The 22,760-nt window shown below is 49.9% G+C and carries 16 protein-coding genes and 1 pseudogene; 8 read left to right on the forward strand and 9 right to left on the reverse strand.

What is annotated here, in order from left to right:
* Positions 1-189 precede the first annotated feature (189 nt).
* The gene (locus DXT99_RS25625) at positions 190-1,227 is read right to left on the reverse strand and encodes a DUF6929 family protein (RefSeq protein WP_246001046.1); all 1,038 of its coding nucleotides are present in this window, start codon (positions 1,225-1,227) and stop codon (positions 190-192) included.
* A 221-nt stretch (positions 1,228-1,448) separates the two neighbouring features.
* Here DXT99_RS25625 and nuoK point away from each other — a divergent pair, with 221 nt between their 5' ends.
* From nuoK to DXT99_RS25650, 5 genes are all read left to right on the forward strand, one after another.
* On the forward strand, positions 1,449-1,778 hold the full coding sequence (gene nuoK / locus DXT99_RS25630) for an NADH-quinone oxidoreductase subunit NuoK (RefSeq protein WP_115568453.1): 330 nt from the start codon (positions 1,449-1,451) through the stop codon (positions 1,776-1,778).
* A gap of 43 nt (positions 1,779-1,821) precedes the next feature.
* Positions 1,822-3,783 carry an NADH-quinone oxidoreductase subunit L gene (gene nuoL, locus DXT99_RS25635; RefSeq protein WP_115568454.1) on the forward strand — a complete coding sequence of 654 codons (1,962 nt, stop codon included), beginning with the start codon at positions 1,822-1,824 and terminating at the stop codon, positions 3,781-3,783.
* A gap of 12 nt (positions 3,784-3,795) precedes the next feature.
* Positions 3,796-5,247: a complex I subunit 4 family protein gene (locus DXT99_RS25640; RefSeq protein WP_115568455.1), complete on the forward strand. Its 1,452-nt coding sequence runs from the start codon at positions 3,796-3,798 to the stop codon at positions 5,245-5,247.
* Positions 5,248-5,285: 38 nt separating this feature from the next.
* Positions 5,286-6,668, forward strand: coding sequence for an NADH-quinone oxidoreductase subunit N (locus DXT99_RS25645; protein WP_115568456.1), 1,383 nt, complete (start codon positions 5,286-5,288; stop codon positions 6,666-6,668).
* A gap of 212 nt (positions 6,669-6,880) precedes the next feature.
* Entirely contained in the window at positions 6,881-7,075 is a 195-nt protein-coding gene (locus DXT99_RS25650; protein WP_181885270.1) for a hypothetical protein, read from the forward strand.
* A 211-nt stretch (positions 7,076-7,286) separates the two neighbouring features.
* Here the strand turns inward: DXT99_RS25650 and DXT99_RS25655 are convergent, their stop codons facing one another.
* The 6 genes from DXT99_RS25655 to DXT99_RS25680 form a co-directional block, all read right to left on the reverse strand.
* The gene (locus DXT99_RS25655; RefSeq protein ID WP_115568458.1) at positions 7,287-8,060 is read right to left on the reverse strand and encodes a 3-keto-disaccharide hydrolase; all 774 of its coding nucleotides are present in this window, start codon (positions 8,058-8,060) and stop codon (positions 7,287-7,289) included.
* Positions 8,061-8,140: 80 nt separating this feature from the next.
* Complete coding sequence (locus DXT99_RS25660) at positions 8,141-8,818, reverse strand: gluconate 2-dehydrogenase subunit 3 family protein (RefSeq protein WP_115568459.1); 678 nt, start codon at positions 8,816-8,818, stop codon at positions 8,141-8,143.
* Positions 8,819-8,846: 28 nt separating this feature from the next.
* Entirely contained in the window at positions 8,847-10,586 is a 1,740-nt protein-coding gene (locus DXT99_RS25665) for a GMC oxidoreductase (protein WP_115568460.1), read from the reverse strand.
* 512 nt (positions 10,587-11,098) lie between these two features.
* Complete coding sequence (locus tag DXT99_RS25670) at positions 11,099-11,647, reverse strand: GNAT family N-acetyltransferase (protein ID WP_181885271.1); 549 nt, start codon at positions 11,645-11,647, stop codon at positions 11,099-11,101.
* A 144-nt stretch (positions 11,648-11,791) separates the two neighbouring features.
* Positions 11,792-13,552: an aspartate--tRNA ligase gene (aspS, locus tag DXT99_RS25675; RefSeq protein ID WP_115568462.1), complete on the reverse strand. Its 1,761-nt coding sequence runs from the start codon at positions 13,550-13,552 to the stop codon at positions 11,792-11,794.
* Positions 13,553-13,615: 63 nt separating this feature from the next.
* Positions 13,616-14,470: a glycerophosphodiester phosphodiesterase gene (locus tag DXT99_RS25680; RefSeq protein WP_246001048.1), complete on the reverse strand. Its 855-nt coding sequence runs from the start codon at positions 14,468-14,470 to the stop codon at positions 13,616-13,618.
* A 107-nt stretch (positions 14,471-14,577) separates the two neighbouring features.
* Here DXT99_RS25680 and DXT99_RS25685 point away from each other — a divergent pair, with 107 nt between their 5' ends.
* Positions 14,578-16,233 (forward strand): glycosyltransferase family 39 protein, encoded by a 1,656-nt coding sequence (locus tag DXT99_RS25685; protein ID WP_246001050.1) that lies wholly within the window; start codon positions 14,578-14,580, stop codon positions 16,231-16,233.
* 5 nt (positions 16,234-16,238) lie between these two features.
* Here DXT99_RS25685 and DXT99_RS25690 read toward each other — a convergent pair whose 3' ends face one another.
* A complete protein-coding gene (locus DXT99_RS25690; RefSeq protein WP_220273453.1) occupies positions 16,239-16,586 on the reverse strand; it encodes a GtrA family protein in 348 nt (115 codons plus the stop codon).
* Between the two features lie 449 nt (positions 16,587-17,035).
* Here DXT99_RS25690 and DXT99_RS25695 point away from each other — a divergent pair, with 449 nt between their 5' ends.
* Both DXT99_RS25695 and DXT99_RS25700 read left to right on the forward strand, forming a co-directional pair.
* On the forward strand, positions 17,036-17,947 hold the full coding sequence (locus DXT99_RS25695; protein ID WP_115568464.1) for an ABC transporter ATP-binding protein: 912 nt from the start codon (positions 17,036-17,038) through the stop codon (positions 17,945-17,947).
* A gap of 372 nt (positions 17,948-18,319) precedes the next feature.
* Positions 18,320-21,952 (forward strand): ABC transporter permease/M1 family aminopeptidase, encoded by a 3,633-nt coding sequence (locus tag DXT99_RS25700; protein ID WP_115568465.1) that lies wholly within the window; start codon positions 18,320-18,322, stop codon positions 21,950-21,952.
* Positions 21,953-22,567: 615 nt separating this feature from the next.
* On the opposite strand, the pseudogene DXT99_RS27265 reads toward DXT99_RS25700, so the two are convergent.
* A pseudogene (locus DXT99_RS27265) lies at positions 22,568-22,760 on the reverse strand (IS110 family transposase); the annotation flags it as partial.

Below are 22,760 nucleotides of genomic sequence, written 5' to 3' on the forward strand. Positions count from 1 at the left end.
CGGCTCAAGCGTAAAATCAAGAGAAGGAAGGAGGCTGTCAGGCCCGGCAGGAGCTTTCCCAGGGTCCGGAAGCGCAAATACAAATACAACATCAATAAAAGACCTGTCATATAAGCAGCCTTAAGTTAACGGCATTGGGTCGCGACCTGTCCGTGCGAGACGAAAAGAGATGTATTAGAGTGAAGAGCACTACTCCCTCACCTCCAGCTGAAGCTCCAAAAGCTCTGAACCTCCTAAATCATCATCCGACACCACCACCACGTCATAGGTATCGCCAGTACGGCTTTTCACAACCAGCGATTCTGCTTTTCCTTTATAGACAGAACCATCAGAATTCGTTAGCTGTACCGTTGGCACCTGTAGCGGATTAGCCGCATCAGTGGCATAAGGCAATGCATTCAAATCTATCATTCCCACCATGCTCCCTTGTACCTCTCCGTCTTCAATGGCATTCTGCGTGCTTTCTACAGAGGCAGTAAAGAAAAGCCGGTCATCGAGAGCATAGGCTCCGGAAAAACCTGCCATGTCCCCACCCATCTCCGGAAGCGCAAAATGATACACCGCAACAGGCGGTATTTCATCGTTGTTCATCAGGAAGCCCTTGAAGTCATTCGAATCGAAACGTAGCAACATATTAGTACCCGTTCCAAGGCCGCGCTGCATCATATAGGTGTAGGTATCATCCATCGACAAGCCCTCCAGGTTTAATACACCTTCGGCTTCAATGCGCAGCACCTGCTTCAGAAAAGTGTATAAACGGCTCAAGTCCAGCTCCTGCACCACCATTCCATCCGTGATGTTCACCAGAAAGGCCCTGTTGCGGGCAGTGCTGGCACCGGATCCCAGCAGCAGCAGCATCTCATCCCGGCCGTACTTGAAATGCGCCATTCCCTCCAGGTCAGGCTTCAGGGACTTTGGAATACGACCCGTGGCAAAATCTGCGGTGTCAAAAAGCACGTGCCGCTGCGTCAGGTTATACTGCTCATCCAACTGGTACAGGAAAGGGGAATCATCCCCCACCACGTAATAGCTGTCTCCGACAAGCTCAATTCCGGAGGCAGAAGGCAGTTGCTGGTAAAGCCGGTTCTGTTGAACGGTGGCTGTTAATTGGATATTTTTCATACGGGCTTCGGCATTTGCTAATCGTGAGACGGATGGCGGATCAGACTTACAGGCAGGCAGCGCCAGGATAGTAAGGGTATAATAAAGTATCTGTTTTACATTCATAGTTTAATTAAATCATCGTCAACCTTAGCTACGGAAACACGGAGCAAAAGTATGGCAGTGGGTGCTGAACAGGGCAACTCGCGTCCTAATATGGCTGGAAAGCTACGTGGCAAGGTCAAAGAAGATTCAATTATGTTATGTTAATTTAAAAATTGGGGATAACTTTACGGCCTTGATTTTAAGATATCATCTCATCAATAATACGTTCAGGCTCACAGAAAATGAACCAAATACCTGAGGTTATCAGAACCATTCCACTTGAATATTACCTGTTCTTTAGCACAGCACTTTTTGCCATCGGAGTTATCGGCGTATTGACGCGCCGCAACGCCATTGTAATTTTCATGTGCGTTGAACTCATGCTAAACGCTGTAAATATTTTACTTACAGCCTTATCTGCTTACCGCGCGGATGCCACAGCACAGGTGTTTGTCTTCTTTATTATGGCGGTGGCAGCAGCGGAGGTCTGCGTCGGCCTGGCTATTATCGTGATGACGTACCGCAACATCCGCTCTACAGACGTGCAACTGCTGAATTACCTGAAGTGGTAACCTCATTTTTCAATTCTGAACAGCTTAAATAACACATATACAGATGCAAGAGATTGTAATGCCGAGTAATAACCAAGCCATGGCACTGCTCTGTTTGCTCGTTCCGGTACTGCCTTTCCTGGGCTTTGTCCTGAACGGTTTAGGCAACAGGAAATTGGCAAAAGGATTGGTTAGCTTGATAGGATGCGGCACCGTGCTGGCTTCTTTCCTCATTTCCATCTACCTTTTCCTTGACTTTACCGCCAATGGCAGCCGTGCCTACATGGTGGATTACTACGACTGGATTTCTGTGGGCGATATGCGTATCGGCTTCTCCTTCCTCATCGACCAACTCACGCTGTTCATGATGCTGATGGTGACAGGTATCGGTTTCTTCATTCACCTGTACTCGGCTGGCTATATGAGCCACGACGTGAACTTCGGCAAATTCTTCTCCTTCATCAACCTCTTCATGTTCTCCATGTTGCTGCTGGTGATGGGCTCTAATTACGTGCTGATGTTTGTGGGCTGGGAAGGTGTAGGGCTTTGCTCTTACCTGCTGATCGGCTTCTGGAACATCAATCCAAGCTATAACAATGCCGCCAAGAAAGCTTTCGTGATGAACCGTATCGGTGACTTAGGCTTCCTGCTGGGTATCTTCCTTATTTTTATGACCTTCGGCAGCGTGAGCTATCCGCAGGTGTTTATACAGGCAGCTCAATACACAGGCGGTGTAGATTCGGCTGTGATGATCACGATTACCCTGCTGCTGTTTGTAGGCGCCATGGGTAAGAGTGCACAGATTCCGCTGTTTACCTGGCTGCCTGATGCGATGGCGGGTCCTACACCGGTTTCAGCCCTGATTCACGCTGCTACCATGGTGACAGCAGGTATTTATATGGTGGTCCGCTCCAATGTACTGTATGCCCTGGCTCCTTCTACGCTGGAGGTAATCGCCATCATTGGTGCCGCTACGGCTGTGCTGGCTGCTACTATTGCGCTGGTGCAAAACGACATCAAAAAGGTATTGGCTTATTCTACCGTATCGCAGTTGGGCTATATGTTCCTGGCGCTTGGCGTGATGGCTTTCTCTTCTTCGCTTTTCCACGTACTCACGCACGCATTTTTCAAGGCACTGCTCTTCTTAGGGGCGGGTTCTGTAATCCATGCCATGAGCAATGAGCAGGATATCCGCAGCATGGGTGGCCTGCGTAAGTATCTCCCAATCACGTTCGTCACCTTCCTGATAGGCACACTGGCTATTTCCGGTATACCGCCGTTTGCCGGTTTCTTCTCTAAAGACGAATTGCTGGCTCATACCTACCAACATAGCACCACGCTGTGGGCACTGGGTATGATAACCTCTTTCATGACATCTTTCTATATGTTCCGCCTGCTGTTCCTGACTTTCTTCGGAACGTTCCGAGGCACAGTTGATCAGAAAAACCACCTGCATGAGTCTCCAGCGTCTATGACGATTCCTCTGATTGTGCTGGCTGTACTTTCTACTATCGGTGGTTTTATCGGGATGCCAGAGGTATTCGGGGCGGAGCATGTGCTGGCTAATTACCTCTCCCCTATTTTTGACTTTGCACGTGTCGCAAACGGCCCGGCCCTTGCCCCAATACAATTAGACCATGCCACAGAATACATGCTTATGGGCTTGTCTGTGGCAGTGGCTGTGATAGCCGCCATTATTGCCTACGTGATGTATGTGAGCAAAAAGACAGTGCCAGCACAGGAAAAGGAAAGCCTGGGCACGGTCCATAACTTTCTTTACAATAAATATTACATCGACGAGCTTTACAATACCATCATTGTGCGTCCGGTCATGTGGTTCTCCTCTTTTTTCCACCGTGTGGTGGATACGCTGATAGTGGATGGCGTAGTGAACGGCTTCGGCAAATTTGTATCGGGAAGCGGCCGCACGCTACGCTATGCACAAAGCGGAGTGATTGGTTTTTATATCCTCGTGATGGTGTTCAGCATCGTGCTGATTCTATTTTTAAACTTCTTTATCGGATAAGGCTCTTAGAAAATGACTACAGCTCTATTACTTTTCTGGCCTGCCTTCGCTGCACTGATAGTGTTGCTCCTGAAAGGGCAAGCTGCCAGAACAGTGGCTTTTGTGGCTTCACTTATAGAATTTGCTCTTGTGCTGTTTGCCTTAGCGGGCTTCAACACAGCCAGCGGAAGCACGCAGATGGCGCTATCCTTCCCGTGGGTAGAAAGTGCCGGCATCGGTTTTACCATTGGTATGGATGGCATCAGCCTCCTAATGGTGCTGCTGACCACATTCCTCGTGCCGCTTATCATCCTTTCGTCTTTCAAGCATGAGTACAAAAGCCCGAACGCCTTCTATGCCCTTATCCTGTTTATGCAGACAGGTCTGATTGGTGTTTTTGTGGCTTTGGATGCGTTCCTGTTTTACTTCTTCTGGGAATTAGCCCTGATTCCGGTATACTTTATTGCTGCCATCTGGGGGGGTGCCAGAAGAATACCGGTTACCTTTAAGTTCTTTGTGTACACTATCTTCGGCTCACTGTTTATGCTGGCCGCTTTTGTATACCTCTACTTACAGACGCCTGGCAGTCACTCTTCCGAGATTTTCGCGTTCTATAACCTGAACCTGTCCAGCGAATCGCAAAGCTGGATCTTCTGGTTCCTGTTTATCGCATTCGCTATTAAGATGCCGGTGTTTCCGTTCCATACCTGGCAGCCAGACACCTATACAGAGTCGCCTACACAGGCTACCATGCTGCTTTCGGGCATTATGCTGAAGATGGGTATTTATGGTGTACTGCGCTGGTTACTGCCAGTGGTGCCATTGGGGGTTAGCCAGTGGGCAGGGCTGGTGCTGGTACTGGCAATTATCGGGATTGTATATGCCTCTTTCATCGCCATTCGCCAGCGCGACCTGAAGCGCCTGATCGCTTATTCTTCTATCGCACACGTTGGCCTGATTGCAGCTGGTATCTTTACCCTGAACGAGCAGGGCCTGCAGGGTGGCGTTATCCAGATGCTGAGCCACGGTATTAACGTAGTTGGTCTGTTCTTTATCATCGATATCATCTTCAGCCGCACCAATACAAGAGAAATTACCAGCCTGGGCGGTATCACACAGACTACACCTGCCCTCTCCATCTGCTTTATGATTCTGATGCTGGGCTCCATTGCGCTGCCGCTCACGAACGGCTTCGTTGGGGAGTTCCTGCTGCTGTCAGGCGTGTTCCAGTACAACGGCTGGTTTGGGGCTGCGGCTGGTTTAACCATTATCCTGGGTGCAGTTTATATGCTGCGCATGTTCCAGGGTGTGATGTTCGGACCGAAATCTGCGGCAACCGAAGTATTCGCTGACCTGACGATGAACGAGAAGGCCGTACTGATTCCGTTGGTAATTATGGTGTTCTGGATCGGCTTATTCCCGAACACATTCCTGAGCATTTCAGAACCTGCCGTAGGAAACCTGCTGAACATTATCAGACGCTAGGCAAGAATTAGAAAAAGAACTAAAGGAAACACGACGACATGACTTCGATCATACTTCTATCCTTCTTCGGCGTCCTTAACCTCTTTATAGGTTTTGCGAACTCAAAGAAGTCTTTGCTGCCACTGGCGCTGCTGTTTCTGGCGGTAGTCTTTGGCGTAAACCTCTTTAGCTGGAACGATCCCCAGAGCTATTTCAATAACATGCTCACCATCGATAATTATGCGGTGGCATTCACGGGTATCATGGTTCTGACTACATTACTGCTCGTGCCCTTCTCGCAGCGCTACGTGGACGACAGAGACGATAACTTAGCTGAGTTTTACTCTTTGCTGTTGTTCTCGCTGGTAGGCGCTGTGATGATGGTGAGCTACGAGAACATGCTGATGCTGTTCGTAGGCATCGAAATACTTTCTATTGCCATGTATGTGCTGGCGGGCAGCGATAAAAAGAGCCTCCGTTCCAACGAGGCTGCTTTAAAGTACTTCCTAATGGGAGCTTTCTTTACCGGTATCCTGCTGTTTGGTATCGTGCTGATATACGGTGCGACCGGCACATTCAATCTCGCAGAGATTGGGGCAGCATCGGCAGCCACCGATGGCGTGATGAGCGCCATGTTCCTGCTGGGCCTGCTGATGGTTATCATCGGCATCTCCTTTAAAATCTCAGCTGCTCCGTTCCACTTCTGGGCACCGGACGTATACGAGGGCGCTCCTACCTTCTTCACGGCCTTTATGTCCACGGTAGTGAAAACTGCGGGTGTAGCGGCTTTCTTTAAGTTGATGGCAGCTGCCTTCGCGGCATCCTATGCCACCTGGTTCCCGACGCTGGTGGCCATCACCACCCTGACCCTGGTAGTGGGTAACATAGGCGCCGTAGTGCAGACTAGCGTAAAGCGTATGCTGGCTTACTCCAGCATCTCGCACGCAGGCTACCTGCTAATGGCGTTGGTCGCCTTTAACGAACACTCTGATTCTTCTATCCTGTTTTACTCGCTGGCATACTCTACTGCAACAGTAGCTGCTTTCGGTATACTGAACATGGTGAAAACACAACGTGGCGGTGAGATTTATGAAGCATTCAACGGCTTGGGCAGAACAAACCCGCTGCTGGCTTTCGTTATGACGGTTTCGATGTGCTCGCTGGCAGGTATCCCACTCACAGCCGGCTTCTTCGCCAAGTTCTTCGTATTCGCTGCGGTGTTACAGGATACGAACATGGTGTGGCTGGTGGTAGTAGCTGTTATTCTTGCTGCTGTGGGTATCTACTACTACTTCCGCGTCGTAATAGCCATGTACATGCACCCTGCAGAGAATCTGCCACGACTTGAGGTAAGCAGCTTTTCTACTTTTGTGCTCATCTTCATCACGGTGCTCACCATTTTATTAGGTATAGCGCCAGCGCTTGTAAGCGATATTATCTAAGGCCTATTCAAATATAAAAGCAAAAGCGGCTGTTCCTGACGGGGCAGCCGCTTTCGTTTTTATTGCTCACGCTCCGCAAGCACCCCCACCGGCCTTCGCCTCCGCGTGCGAAGGCAGATGTTATAGCTGCTTCAAAAGATTATCTCCCATAAGCAATAATCTGCGTAATAATAATCTAGCAACATAGCACTTTAGCTCAACAGATGATGAACGTGGTTATAAAGAATATAAGAACAATAGCTCTCCTGACATTTGCATTGGCTGCATTTACGGCCTGTGGAAATCAGAACGATGAAAGGGCGGCAAATCAAGCAGAAACGGGCACAGACATAGATACTGATATAGAAGTTGATACAGCCATCACACAAGATCCGGACACCACGACCTACCATGATATGACGCTGTAGCTTCTATTAGGTAACAGTCGCAGCAGGGGGACAGGAGAATTACCAGTAAATCCCGGTGGAAGTATAGCACTATATCAAATGAACCGCCCTCTTTATTGGCAGAAGCTTAAACTTCTGCCAATAAAGAGGGCGGTTCATTTTTACTTATTACCCGGGAAGCGGAGCACTTCCGGGTGATCTAAAACAAGAATTTAAAGAGTATTAACCTAGCCTATTTTACCTCTCTTATCCAAATGTTGCGGAAGCTGATAGGCACACTCTTATCTCCATGCGCCTGTAGTTTTATAGGTGCAGGCCCATGCTTTTTATACGACGGCTCGCCAATATACTGCGTTGGTCCCTTCAGTTCCACGTTATTTTGAACAAGTACGCCGTTGAACATAACAGTAACCCGAGCAGGAGTCTTCACCGAACCATCCGTATTGAAAGTGGGTGACTTCCAGAACACGTCATAGCTCTGCCACTCGCCTGGCTTTCTGGAAGGGTTCGCCAGCGGAACAAACTGCTTGTAAATACTGCCCGCCATTCCGTTTACATACGTTTTGTTATTATAGGAGTCCAGCACCTGTAGTTCATAGCCGGCGTCGCCTTTTCCTGTGGAGGCCAGGAAAACACCGCTGTTGCCACGCGACTGCCCCTCCAGGTTGATGTTTTCCGGAATGAGCCATTCGATATGCAGCTGGTAATCGCCAAATGCTCTTTTGGTTTCGATGTTACCCGTTTCTTTGTTCACGGTAAGCACGCCATTCGACACAGTCCATTGTGCTGGCTTGCTCCTGTCCTGGGTCATTACCCATTCATCCAGACTCTTTCCATCAAACAAGATAAGTGCATCTGAGGGAGCCTCAATATGCACCTCCCCTGGCTCTACCTTTTCGGGAACAGGTTCCCAAACTTCCGTATCTTCTGGTTTTGCTTTTTGCTGTGCCTGTACCATAAAAAAACTACCTGCTAACAGGGCTGTCATTATAATTTTAAATGCCATCTTGTATTATAGTGTTGATTATACGTTCAGTTAAATTCTTTCACTGATTGTTTTGTTATCTGGGCTTATATCATGCCAAATCATACGTTACGGTCAAAAGTCACACACTCTCTCAACTCCTTTTCTGTATAAGCCAGATTGTGCTGCCGTAACACCTCCTCTGGCACTCCCTTCCATTGGTTAGGGCGATTTCCCAAATAGCCGATGTCCTCTACGCCCATCTCAGAGGTAAAGAAGCCGGTTGCCGTCAGGTTGCGCATCAGGCTAAAAAAAGCGACACCCTTCTTCATTTCCGGTGCTGCTCTTTCAGGGTAAGCAATGGCGTCAACTATCTCCAACCGCTGTCCCTCGTTCAGATCCCGGAAAGGCTTCTCATACTGGTTCAGACTCTGTATATCTAACCATTTGAGGCCACTGCGCATGGGTGTTTGAAACTCTGGTTTGTCCTTCACGATAAATTCGATGAAGTCAGGCACGCCCGCTTCAGATGCACTGCCACTTACCTCATCCGCCGGAATAATGATGTCAGACAAGACAGTTATGGTTGCCACTTCCTCATCGGTAAAGAATTTCCTGGAAGTAACCTCTTCTAAACGCGCTATTTCTTCTGGCATCCGGCCATCAGCCGGCGAAGATTCGGGTGTCTCTAATACCTGGGCAACTTCCTGTTCGGTGGTGCTGCTGTCACAGCCTTCCAACAGCAAAGCCGAAGATACAGTGCTCAGCACAATGGCTTTGAGTGATTCTCGTCTGTCCATAAGATAATGCTTTCGCCTATTATAGTGCCTAAATATTCTGTTTTTTCATCTGATCCACAATATACTCCGACGCCCGCATAGACAAGGCCATAATGGTCCAGGTGATGTTCTTGTCTCCCTGCGACACGAACTGGCCACCATCCACACAGAACAGGTTTTTGCAATCATGGGCCTGGCTCCATTTATTCAGCGCCGACTTCTTCGGGTCATTTCCCATCCGCACAGTACCTGCTTCATGAATAATTTTGCCAGGGTTCTGCAGGCCCCAGTTGTTATGCGGACCGGCATCACCACCGGAGGTGATAATGGCTCCCATTTCATGCAGAATCTCCTTGAACGTCTGGTTCATGTGTTTCGCCTGGTTTATCTCGTAATCAGAATACTTCACGTTGAACCGCAAGACAGGAATGCCATACTTATCCACCACATTCGGGTCTATCTCACAATAATTGCTTTCAAACGCAATCGCTTCTCCCCGGCCGGCCATCCCGACACTGGCGCCATACATGAAACGATAGTCTTCTTTCAGTGATTTGCCGTAACCGCCTGCTTCTTTGGTTTTGCCATTTACCTGTAGCTTTCCGTTCAGGTTTTCTACCCCCCATCCAAAGCCGTAGGCCGGTTGCTGCATCCCTCCCCAATATTCTATATGATACCCGCGCGGAAAGTCGAGTTTCTTATTATCCAGCCACCAGGGCGTGTACACGTGCATGCCACCTACTCCATCTTCGTTGTAGCGCTTGCGGCCCATCAGTTCAGGCAACACGCCGCTTACAGAAGCTCCGGTTGAATCGTGCAGGTACTTCCCGACAACATCACTTGAGTTAGCCAGGCCATTCGGGTGCCGCCGGGAGACGGAGTTAAGCAACAGGCGGGCGCTTTCGCAGGCACTTGCGGCCAGAATCACCACTCTGCCATTCACCTGGTAATCCAGCATATCATCCTTGTTCACATAAGATACGCCCGTTGCCAGTCCCTCAGAATTTGTCACTACCTCACGCGCCATAGCGTTTGGCACAACATCCACATTCCCGGTTTCCACAGCGGGTTTTACCAGGCAGGAACCAGAGGTGAAATCAGCGTATACTTTGCAGCTGCGCCCGCACTGTGCGCAGTAAAAGCACTGTCCGCGCTCGTCGTTTATTTTTTTAGTGAGGATGGACAGGCGGGAGGGAATAACGGGTATACCGATGCCATTCGCCGCTTTCTTTATCTTCAGCTCGTGCAGGCGCGGCAGCGGCGGCGGCAGGAAAACACCGTCCGGCTCGTTCTCCAGTCCTTCGTTTGTACCGAAAACGCCTATCAGCCGGTCTACTTTATCGTAGTAGGGCTTTACGTCTTCGTAGCCAATAGGCCAGTCTTCCCCCAGCCCGTCAATGCTTCTGTGTTTGAAGTCTTTCGGTCCGAAGCGGAGGGATATTCTGCCCCAGTGGTTGGTTCTGCCGCCCAGCATACGGGCGCGCCACCAGTCCCAACTGGTTCCTTCGGCTTGGGTGTAGGGTTCGCCGTCTATTTCCCACCCCCAGTAGCAACCGTCAAAGTCGCCGAAAGGACGGAATTTGGTGCTGGCGCCTCTCCTCGGTGAATCCCAGGGGTTCTTCAGCTGTGCGGAGTCTGTGGCTGGGTCAAACATGGCGCCTGCTTCGAGCAGGCACACTTTTAAGCCAGCATTAGCCAATACGTAAGCAGCCATGCCGCCACCAGCGCCCGAACCTACTATCACAGCATCGTACTGCTTCGGCTCTTCTTTGATTTGAAAATCTGCCATTCTAAGGGTGCGAATCAGGGGTTAAAAGAGTAACCATTACAGGTGCCATGGCTTTACACATCACCGCCTCCACAATCAAATCTGGCACTTGCTACTGCTATGATACACATTTACAGTGTGAAGTGCAATGCATTATTTGTAATTTCCTACCATCCTTAGCGTACGCTAGCCCCTAACATCCATTAAATTTCCTCAACCTAATAGTAGCTGATAGTTTAGCAACAGTCCGATCCTCCACTCAAACAGGCACCTATTCCCGCCTGACCGAAAGCGCATTAAAATAAATCTCTCTTATTAGACTTGTACTTTAGGAAACTGGTGCAAAAAAAACCTGCAGCCAACAAATGGTGCAGGTTTTCATATTTAACTAACGTTCTACAACAGTCCCGCTGGGACTAAATGAAAAAACAACATTAAGTGTATCATCAGCAACTCTTTTCAGACTATATCAAAGGAAAGAAGCAGACAAGTATCATTCTTAAGTCGTGATACTTGATATATGTGTCGCTTCATTACAAATTTAGCGTCATGATGATACTCTCGCTGTAATCTACCTGTTCTTCGGGAGCTAAATCCGGCTGCTTGCCTTCCACTTTAAAGCCAGCTTTCTGATACAGCCGCACGGCACTTTTATTGGCTCTTTTTACCTGCAGGCAAAGCACCTGCAACTGGTGGTTCTGCCGGGCCCAGGCTAATGCCTCACGCAACAGAATGGAGCCCAAGCCTTTGTTCTGATACTCCTGCAGAATGCCCATGGTAATCAAGCCGGACTGGTCCTCATACTCCTCTCCGCTGCCAGTTAAGTCGAGGTTGCCAATCACCTGCCCTTTGTGCAAAGCCAGCAGCAGCAGGCTGTTAGGGTTCTGTCGCAGTTCCCTTATCCACTTTTCTTCATCAGCCACCGTATTCTCCAGCTCATCAGGAGCAACAATCAAATACCTGCTCGTGACAACGTACTCCCGTACAGTTTCCATCAACGCCTCAGAATCGGCCACCTTGCCCTCCCGGATTAACACTTTCTCACCCGTTTTTAACACAAACTCCTTCGCTGCTACCTTCACCTGATCGAATAAGAAATGATATAAATAAAAGTATAATTGCTCTCTATGTTGAAAAATACCCACCCCTGGTCCTCCGGGAAGAGTGCAGGGGTGGGTTTATGTAATCTGTATATTTGACTCCGAACTACCTATACATCCGGCTGCCTAACTTTTAGGCAGGTTTTTCATCCGGATATGCAGCTCATCCAACTGCTGGTCCGAAATGGGAGACGGGGCATCTATCATCACATCGCGGCCCGAGTTGTTTTTCGGGAAGGCGATATAGTCACGGATAGAGTCTGAACCACCGAACAAAGAGCAAAGCCTGTCGAAGCCGAAGGCGATGCCACCATGCGGCGGCGCACCATATTCAAAAGCATTCATCAGGAAGCCAAACTGTGCCTCTGCCTCTGCGGTAGAAAAGCCCAAAAGCCGGAACATCTGCTCCTGCAACTTGCGGTCATGGATACGAATAGAACCGCCTCCTACTTCCACGCCGTTGATTACCATGTCATAGGCATTGGCGCGAATGTCGCCCGGACGATAGTCAATCAATTGGAGGTCTTCCGGCTTCGGTGAGGTGAACGGGTGGTGCATGGCGTGGTAGCGCTGCGTCTCCTCGTCCCACTCCAGCAGCGGGAAGTCCACTACCCACAGCGGCGAGAACACGTTCTTATCGCGCAGGCCAAGGCGCTCCCCCATCTCCAGGCGAAGCTCGTTCAGCGCCTTTTGAGTTTTGAATGTTTCGCCTGCTAAAATCAGTAACAGGTCACCCGGCTGTGCATCAAAAGCAGCACCCCAAGCCGCCAGGTCTTCTGCTGTAAAGAATTTATCGACAGATGACTTGATGCTGCCGTCCTCGTTTACGCGGGCATACACCAAACCTGTGGCGCCAATCTGCGGGCGCTTCACAAAGTCTGTCAGCTCATCGAGTTGCTTACGGGTATAGCTGGCGGCGCCTTTCGCGTTTATCCCAACTACTAATTCTGCACTGTCGAACACAGGAAAGCCTTTTTGCTGAGCAAGCGCGTTTAGCTCTACAAAGCGCATGTCAAAGCGCGTGTCCGGTTTATCAGAGCCGTAGTATCTCATAGCATCGGCATACGTCATGCGCGGCAGCTTCTCGATATGAATGCCTTTTACCGCGGCGAACATATGCTTTATGAAGCCCTCGAATGTATTCAGGATGTCTTCCTGCGTTACAAAGGACATCTCGCAGTCTATCTGCGTGAACTCAGGCTGACGGTCTGCGCGAAGGTCCTCATCACGGAAACACTTCACTATCTGGAAATACTTGTCGAAGCCAGACACCATCAGCAGCTGCTTAAACGTCTGCGGCGACTGTGGCAGGGCGTAGAACTCACCGGGGTTCATGCGGCTCGGCACCACAAAGTCGCGGGCACCCTCCGGCGTGGACTTTATCAGCACCGGCGTCTCCACCTCAATAAAATAAAGGCTGTCTAGGTAGTTGCGGGTTTCGCGCATCATGCGGTGGCGCAGCTCCAGGTTGCGGCGCACCGGGGCACGGCGCAGGTCCAGGTAGCGGTACTTCATGCGCAGGTCATCACCGCCATCAGTCTCGTCCTCTACCAGGAACGGCGGCAGTTTGGAGGCATTCAACACTTCCAGCTTCGTTACCTTCACCTCAATTGCACCGGTAGGTATTTTGTCGTTTTTGGAGAAGCGCTCAATCACCTTTCCTGTTGCTCTCACAACATACTCCCGGCCTAAGTTACGGGCCTGCTCAATTATTTCCGGCAGCGTAATACCTTCTTCAAAGGAGAGTTGTGTAATGCCGTAACGGTCGCGGAGGTCAACCCACACCATACCGCCTTTGTCGCGCAGGCGCTGTACCCAGCCTGTCAGGATAACCTCTTCATTTACGTTGTAAGGGCGGAGCTCGCCGCAAGTATGTGTTCTGAGCATAGTTTTAATGAATGTGTTCGTGCAAATGTACTAATTTGTAAACTTCTATGAATCGGAAAGATGTTAGTCAAGCATCCGGCGCATGGTTACCACATCATCCACCTGAATGACATCGGGCTCCATGGCAATCATTTTAGAGATGCGGGCGTTTGACTTTCCGCCAAAAAGCACCACCAACAGCCCTTCCTGCTTTGCCTGCTGCACCTGCTCAGGGCTTACGTTTCTGCCGTTGGCGCAAATGCCCTGAAAGCCACGGGCCAGTATGGTCTGCATCGCCTGCTCATAATTGCCGCCTGTGTCTATCACCAGCACAGCCTCCGGCTCCACTTCCCTGAAAGCCTCCAGGAAATCAGCATTCGGAGAGATGAAAGCCAGTTTCTGCAGCGGGTAATTATACTTGCGCAACATGTCCATCAGCGTTTGGGCATAGTATGCATGGCGGGAGGCATCGTGGTTGCGCAGGTCGATGTGCAGGTACGGGGGCTCCGGGTAGGTGCTGAACAGTTGGAGCAGTTCTTCTAACGTAATAATCTTCTCGTCGTGAAACAGGTCATACGGGAAGCCGCCTTTGTAGGCCAGCCCAACCACTGCTGAAGCGGGCAGGTTGTCAATGGTATCCGGTTCAGGCCACACGGTCATCGAAGCAAGTGTTACATCATGGTACAGGACAGGAACGCCGTCTTTGCTCAGCTGCACGTCCACCTCAAGGCCGTCTGCACCATTCTCCATTGCCTTCATAATAGAGGCCCTGCTGTTAGGCGGCAAAGGATTGAAAGGGTTAAGCGGTGAGAAGAAGCCGGAACCTGCATGCCCCAGCAGCAGCACATCAGCGCCCTTGTGTTTGGAGGCATAGTAAAAGCTGAGCCCCATATAAATAAGCACCCCCAGCACAGCCAGCAGCAAAACTAATTTAGGCAAAAACTGTAGCCGCCGCTTTCCTGGCCGTTTCACAGCATACATCATTTCTCTTTTTCAGATTAAAAAGACGAAGTTAACACCAATTCTTTTTAATTACCCTTAAATTTGTGCAGTACTACGTTAGCCACATGTCAGGTCCTACGAAAACAACTGCCAATACTAACCCCGCAGCTGAAGCTTCGCTTCCGGGGCAGGGAACACACCGCTACCTCGTTCCGCTCTCTTTTATCATGCTGCTTGCCCTGCTGATACGCATGGTGGCTGCTTTTTATTCAAAAGGCTTTGCCTTCAGCGACGACCATTTCGACGTGATTCTGGTTGCGCAGGGCTGGCTGGACGGATTGCCGGTATGGCTGAACGAGCCGATGCCGCCACGCCACAGCATGCTCTACGTGCTCATTCACTATGGTATCTTTTATGTGCTGGAAGCGATGGGCATTTTCAGCCCGGAGGTGAAGATGACGGTGGTGCGGGTGCTGCATGGGCTGTATTCTTTACTGGTCGTGTATTTTGGCTTTAAAATCACAGAGCGGCTATCAAACAAAATGAACGCCAGGCTGGTGGGGCTCATGCTGGCACTGGTGTGGTTTATGCCCTTTATGAGCGTGCGCAACCTGGTAGAGATGGTGTGCATCCCGCCTTACCTCGCGGCCTTTTACCTGATGCTGAAGCAGGATCAGGCCGAACGGAAGCGGGTGATGCCCTATTTCTGGGCAGGCGCTTTGTTTGCCTTAGCTTTCACCATCCGTTATCACACGGTGCTGCTCGGAATCGGTGCCGGGCTGGTGCTGCTTTACCACCGCCAATGGCGTGAGGCAATGGCGGTACTGCTAGGTTTTGCCGTGGCGGCCTTCCTGGTGCAGGGCGTCATCGATATCATCTTCTTCGACTATCCTTTCCAATCTGTTGTAATTTACTTTTTTGGTGCTGTCCAGAATCCCTATAGCTACGGTACGGCCCCAGCCTACCGTTTTATCCTTACTGTACTTGGTTTCCTGGTGCCTCCGGTAAGCGTATTCCTGGTGCTGGGCTACGCCCGCACCGTCAGGCTGGCACCAAAGTTATTCTGGGCAGGCCTGCTGTTTTTTGTGGCGCACTCTCTTTTCCCGAACAAGCAGGAGCGTTTTATTCTTCCCCTGTTTCCGCTGATCATGATTCTGGGCGTTATCGGGTGGCAGCAGTTCGTGCAGACGTCTTCGTTCTGGCGTCGCCGCCGCAAGCTCCTGGCTTGGAGCTGGGGCTTTTTCTGGACGCTGAACATACTGGCAACGGTGGGTATGGCCTTTACCTATACTAAAAAGAGCCGGGTAGCTCCACTGGTATACCTGTCGGAGAAGCCGGACCTGGACGGCGTTGTGCTTGAATTCGGGAACCATAGCGTAAAACCACCTCCCCTCTTTTACCTGGACCGCATGAGTGCCGAGTATGATACATACATAGAGGACAAACACTTCGTTTGGCAGGAGTACCTGCAGGGGCAAAAGCAGCTGCCGCCTGATTTTGTGATGGCCTATACTTTGAACGAAGACAAAACACCACAGGAACTGCAGCAGGAGATGAATGCCTCAGCCTATAAGCCCGACTACGTGGTGGTGGTAGGAAGCGATGATCTGGAAGAACGCATGGCACGGCTCCGCAGCTTATTCCCGAACCTGAGGCTGGAGCACACCATTACGCCATCACTCTACGACCAGGTGCTGCACCTGCTTAACCCGCGTGTGCACAAAGACGAGCACGTGCAGATTTACCAGATACTGCCTTAGCAGGCTTACCTTGTGAAGGTATAGAAATAATTGATCGAAAAATTCCAGAAGAAAACGATCACTATGGCGCCAAACTTAGCGATGTAGAAGTTGAGTTTGGCGCGATCCGTTAGCAGGTATACAATAAAGTTGTTTAGTAACAGCCCGACCAGAACCACAAGCAGGAACTTGGAGAACTGCCACCCTATCTCCGGATCATTGCTGTAGAATGTCCAGATGCGGTTAAGGTAATAGTTAATGATACCGGCAACCAGGAAGCCCAGGCTATTGGCTACATACTTGTTCCGCCGCAACCGCTCTTTGGCAACATACGTGATGCCAAAATCCAGCACCAGGCCAGAAAAGCCAACCACTCAAAACTTGAAGAACTTAAAAAAGAGGTTTTCTATACTTTCGGTCATCAACCCTGGTGTTGCACTTCATTTTAGGCCTAAGAGCATGTTTAAACTTTATCCTTTGAGCTGCAAATGTGCGCTTTTAGAACCTGACTTCAGCTATTTTTCACGCAATAGCGCTGCTATTACGCTCAAAATAAGCTTTGTCAGAACCTAAAATCACGCATTTTCGCTGTCAAAAACAAAATTTAAACAAGCTCTAAAAGCAAGGCGCACTACAACACAAGCTGCAAGAATAGCAGACTTCCGGCAGGTCACCAACTTTCCTCAGCTGCAGCTATTGTATAATCTTTCCTCAGGCAGTCTGTGTTTGTCGATAAAAGGTCTCTGTTGGTATAGTTTATTATTAATATAGACTACTAAATGTTTAACTTATCTTAAACATTTCCACCTTTTATCCCGCTGCTATGGATTTAGTTATACAGGGTCTTTCCAAAACGTACCCCAACGGCACCAAAGCCCTTAAGAATATCAACCTTGTTATTCCGAAAGGTATGTTTGGCCTGCTTGGCCCCAACGGAGCCGGTAAATCGTCGTTGATGCGCACCATTGCCACACTACAGGAGGCAGACCAGGGCAGCATTATGCTGGGCGACATGGACGTGCTCCGCGAGAAGGAAAATATGCGCAGGGTGCTGGGTTACCTGCCCCAGGAGTTTGGGGTATACCCGAAGGTATCAGCGGAGGAGATGCTGGAACATTTTGCCGTACTCAAAGGCATCAGCAACTCCCGCGAGCGCAAGGAGATTGTGAAGGCCCTGCTCCAGCAAACCAACCTGTATGATGTGCGCAAGAAAAACCTGGGCGGCTATTCTGGGGGTATGAAGCAGCGCTTCGGCATTGCTCAGGCGCTCCTGGGCAACCCACAGATTATCATCGTGGATGAGCCCACCGCCGGCCTCGATCCAGCGGAGCGTAACCGCTTTCATAACCTGCTGAGCGAGATTGGGGAGAACGTGATCGTGATTCTTTCCACCCATATTGTGGAAGACGTGACGGATCTTTGCCGCAACTTCGCCATCATCAATAAAGGAGAAGTGCTTTTAGAAGGCGACCCGCTGCAGGTCATCGACAGCATCCGGGGCCGCATCTGGCGCAAGTTCATCAACAAAGACGAACTGGTACAGCACCAGTTGCAGCATCAGGTCATTTCTTCTCGGTTATTTGCCGGCAAAACCATCATCCACGTGCTCGCTGACGTACAGCCCGGCCCTGAATTCGAGGTCGTTGCACCAGACCTGGAAGATGTGTACTTCAGCAAAATCCATGAGGCAGCGCTGCGTGAAGAGGCAGAGCCAGCTTCTGCAATTATGAATTAGAAAACATCCATACCTCATACAGGTGCCCTTGCTGTGTGTTTTCACCAGCAAGCAAAGCAGCCGCTGAAATTAGATTGTTGATGAAAACACCAACAACGGCAGAAGCATCAACAATGACTGAATCGCCTTTTTGTCCCCCTTCAGAGGTAGGGCCGTCTCATTCTACAAAACTATCCCCTTGAGGGGATTATAGGGGTGTCTAATACAGGGGCAAACAGCTAGGAAAATGTTCATGTAATTTCTCTGCGCATGTAAGCTCCCCTCTTGCTCCCCTCAAGGGGAGAATTGCCTAGAATGAAACGGCCCTGCCTTCAAAGGGAGACTTTTTCACAGTCCTGGCTTTTTGCTTTATATAAACATAATTATTAAGACATGTTTAAAGAGATATTCCTTTTCGAACTGAAGTACAGGCTGAAGCGACCTGCTACCTATATATATTTCGGCCTGCTGTTCCTGATGGCGTTTCTGGCGATGCTGGGAATAGCCGGGGCATTCGGCGCGAGTGTGATTATTGGGGATGCCAGCGGCGGCAAGGTATATGCCAACTCTCCTTACCAGATTAACTGGATAGTAACACTGCTGAGCTGGTTTGGTGTGCTGATTACGTCGGCCATGATGGGTACGCCTGTTTTCCGGGACTTCGAGCACAAAACGCATTCGCTGTATTATACCACCCCTATCTCCAAAGCAGGCTATCTCTTTGGCCGCTTTTGTGGCTCTTTTCTCATCACGCTGTTCGTATTTCTCGGAGTGGCGCTGGGAGCTTGGGTAGCTACGTATATGCCATGGGTAGAGCCCGAAAAGATTGGGCCGTTCAACGCTATGTGGTACCTGCAGCCTTACCTCACCATCATTATCCCGAACCTTATTCTGACAGGAGCCATTTTCTTTACCCTCGCCACTCTCACCCGCAGTGCGCTTTCCATCTATGTGGGCGGCGTGATTTTCCTGGTGTTGTACGGCGTATCCAGCAGCCTCACCGGCGACCTGGACAATGAAATGTGGGCGAACCTGCTGGACCCCATGGGTGCCTCCGCCATTTACTTTACCCAACGCTACTGGACAACTGCCGAGCGTAATACCCTGATGCTGCCTTTTAGTGAGCACGTATTACTCAACCGCGCCCTCTGGACAGGTATCGGGTTGGCCCTGCTGGCTTTCTGCTACTTCCGCTTTTCGTTCTCTTTCTCCAACGCAGGCATCAAGCTTTTCCGCAAGCGCAGCAGTGCCGAAGCCGCCGGTGCCTTTGTGCCTACTGCCAGGCTGCAACTACCTAGAGTAAAGCAGAACTTCTCCTTCAACCTCAGTTTACAGCAGTTCTTCAAGCTCACGAAGCTGGAGTTTAAGGGCGTGGTGAAAAGTGTTTACTTCATCGCCATTGTGTCGGCGGGTATTATGTTCCTGTTCGTGACAGGTACGCAGATCGGGAAAATGTATGATACAAACTTTTTCCCGGTTACCTCGCAGGTAGTACAGATACTCAGTGGCACCTTCGCCTTGTTTTTCCTGATTATCATTACCTTTTATGCCGGTGAACTGGTGTGGCGCGAACGCGACAACCACATGAACCAGATATATGATGCCCTGCCTATCCCAAACTGGGTGCCCTTTGCCTCCAAGCTAACTGCACTAATACTGGTGCAGGTCGTGCTGCTGTTTGTTCTCATGCTTTGCGGCATCGTAATCCAAACGTTTAAGGGCTATTATAACTATGAGCTGGATATATACTTTACCGGCCTCTTCGGCATAAAGCTGGTTGATTACCTGATGCTGTGCGTGCTGGCTATGCTGGTGCAGGTGATTGTGAACAACAAGTACCTCGGCCACTTTGTGATGGTGGTTTACTACCTGCTCAATATCTTTAAGGGCCAGCTGGGCTGGGAGCACAACCTCTACTCGTTCAACTCTGACCCGGGCGTGACTTATTCTGCCATGAACGGCTACGGGCACTTTGTGTGGCCTTTCACCGTGTTCAAAATTTACTGGGCTGCTTTCGCCCTGCTGCTGGCGGTGCTGGCAAACCTGCTCTGGGCACGCGGCTCCGAAACTATGCTGAAGTGGCGCTTCAAGCTGGCCGGTTTGCAGCTCACAAAGTCTACCTTGTTTGTGACGGGCGCAGGACTGGCGATATTCCTTATCTCCGGCGGCTTCATCTTCTACAACACGAATATCCTGAATGAATACCGCACTTCTGACGAACAGGAGGAACGTGCGGCCTTATTTGAGAAAACCTACAAAAAGTACGACGGCATTCCGCAGCCCCGTATCACAGACGTGAAGCTGAACGTGGATATATACCCAAAAGAGCGCGATTTTGCTTTTGCAGGCTATTTCTGGATGAAGAACAAGCACAGCCAACCCATCGACTCTGTGCACCTGATGCTGAGTGATGAAGCTGATATCAGGAAGCTGGCCTTCTCTACCCCTGCGGAACTGGTGCTCACTGACAAAGACAACGGCTACTATATCTATAAACTGGCGCAGCCGCTGCAGCCCGGAGATTCAGTTCAGCTGAACATGGACCTTTATTTTGAAACCAAAGGCTTCCGCAACCGTGGCTCCAACACCGGCATTGTGTACAACGGCACGTTCATTAACAGCCAATATCTTCCAAAAATCGGCTATCAGTCGGGCATGGAACTGAGCCAGGATGATTTGCGCAAAGAGCACGGCCTGGAACCGAAGCCGCGCATGGCCGATGTAAACGACCTGCAGGCCCGCATGAATACTTACATCAGCAGCGAGGCCGACTGGATTAACTTTGAGGCTACTGTCAGCACGACTGAAGGTCAGATTGCCATTGCCCCTGGCTACCTGCAGAAAGAATGGACAGAGAACGACCGCCGTTACTTCCACTATAAAATGGATGCGCCTATTCTTAATTTCTATTCTTTCCTGTCTGCCGATTATGAAGTGAAGGAAGATGTATGGACGGATGCAGAAGGCAAGCCTGTGACCATCGAAATCTATTACCACAAAGACCACGACTATAACCTGGACCGCATGATAAAGGGCGTGAAGAAGTCGCTGGACTACTTTACAGCAAACTTTAGCCCCTACCAGCACCGGCAGGTGCGCATCCTGGAGTTTCCGGGCTACCAGAGTTTTGCGCAGTCATTCCCGAACACCATTCCGTTTTCTGAATCCATCGGCTTTATTGCGGATGTGGATGATGATGACCCGGAGGATGTAGATTACCCCTTCTATATTACGGCCCATGAGGTGGCACACCAGTGGTGGGCGCACCAGGTAATTGGCGGTAATGTGCAGGGTTCTGTACTGATGTCGGAAACGATGAGCCAGTACAGTGCCCTGATGGTGATGAAGGAGGAGTATGGTGAAGAAAGAATGAATAAATTCCTGAAGTATGAGTTAAACTCCTATCTCACGGGCCGCACAGCGGAGCGCAAAAAAGAGATGCCGCTCTACCGCGTCGAGAACCAGGGATATATCCATTACCGCAAAGGCAGCCTGGTGATGTATGCGCTGGCGAACTACATAGGAGAAGACAAATTAAACCAGGCACTGCAGCAGTATATTCAGAAAGTAGCTTTTCAGCAGGCGCCTTATACCAACTCTGTCGAATTTATGCAGTATATTCGTGCAGCCACTCCGGATTCGCTGCAGTACCTTGTAACAGATATGTTTGAGAACATCACGCTGTACGAGAACAAAACGACTGATGCGACTTATGAGGAGATGAAGGATGGCAAGTATAAGGTATCCCTCACCGTGGACGCCAAAAAGCTGTACGCGGATAGCTTAGGAGCCGAAAGTGAGGCGAAGATGAACGACTGGGTGGATGTGGGTGTGCTGAGCCGCAAAAAAGTGGACGGACACTGGCAGGACGCACCGCTCTACCTTAAAAAGCACAGGCTGAAAGCCGGTGAAAACAAGTTTGAGTTTATAGTAGATGAGAAGCCTGCCAAAGCGGGCATAGACCCGTATAATATCCTGATAGACAGGAATCCGGGAGATAATACAAAGACATTGTCGGCAAGCTGAGGCTTCCGGCAATAAGGCAGACTTATTTTTAAAGGGGGTAAGGACTGCCTTTCCGTACCAAACAACCACAAGTGACGTTAAAAAAGAAGAAGCCATACCTGCTAGGTATGGCTTCTTTGGTTATATAACATGTTTTATAGCATCAGTTAAGTACATCCCAGTAGTGTATTCTGCCTAAGCTACCGTGGTGACGGCTTATCCAGCGGCATCTAACCTACAGTTGCATTGTTTCTCCCTGAGCTCTCAAGGCCGAGAGGCCTCGTCTTTGGGCATCGCGCTGTGCATTTGAAGCTGCCCTCGCTCCGCTGTGGGCTGCCTCACTGCGTTCGGCACCGCATCAAATACAAGGCGCTCAACCCAAAGACTGGAAACACATTCACTCCGTGCTGGCAAATCTAAAAAGTAGCAATAGGTTAAAATCATGTGGTGCATTTACCCTCGTATCAAATAATGTGATGTGAAGTCACTGATAGATGTTTGTTCCATGAGGTGGCTCGAAGGAAAAATGATTCCAGTTTTTCTGAGAGGCTGCCGGGGGTAGGGGCCCTCTATTTGTAGATTTCTGGTGCCACGATAGTGGCAGCCGAAATCTATGAGTAAAACAAGCGTCATGCGCTAAAAATTGTTCAATCTCACCTCATATGGTGTCCCTCGTTTTACTACGGCTACAATCTGGTGCAACAGCTTGTTTCTGACAGCATTCAAGACGCTCATCTTGCTTTTTCCTTCCCCGACTTTCCGCTCAAAATAGGTCTTGAGTTCCTGGTTATAGCGGACGCTGTTCATGGCCGCCATGTGCAGGACCTGC

The organism is Pontibacter diazotrophicus (genome assembly GCF_003367245.1).
Taxonomy (GTDB): domain Bacteria; phylum Bacteroidota; class Bacteroidia; order Cytophagales; family Hymenobacteraceae; genus Pontibacter; species Pontibacter diazotrophicus.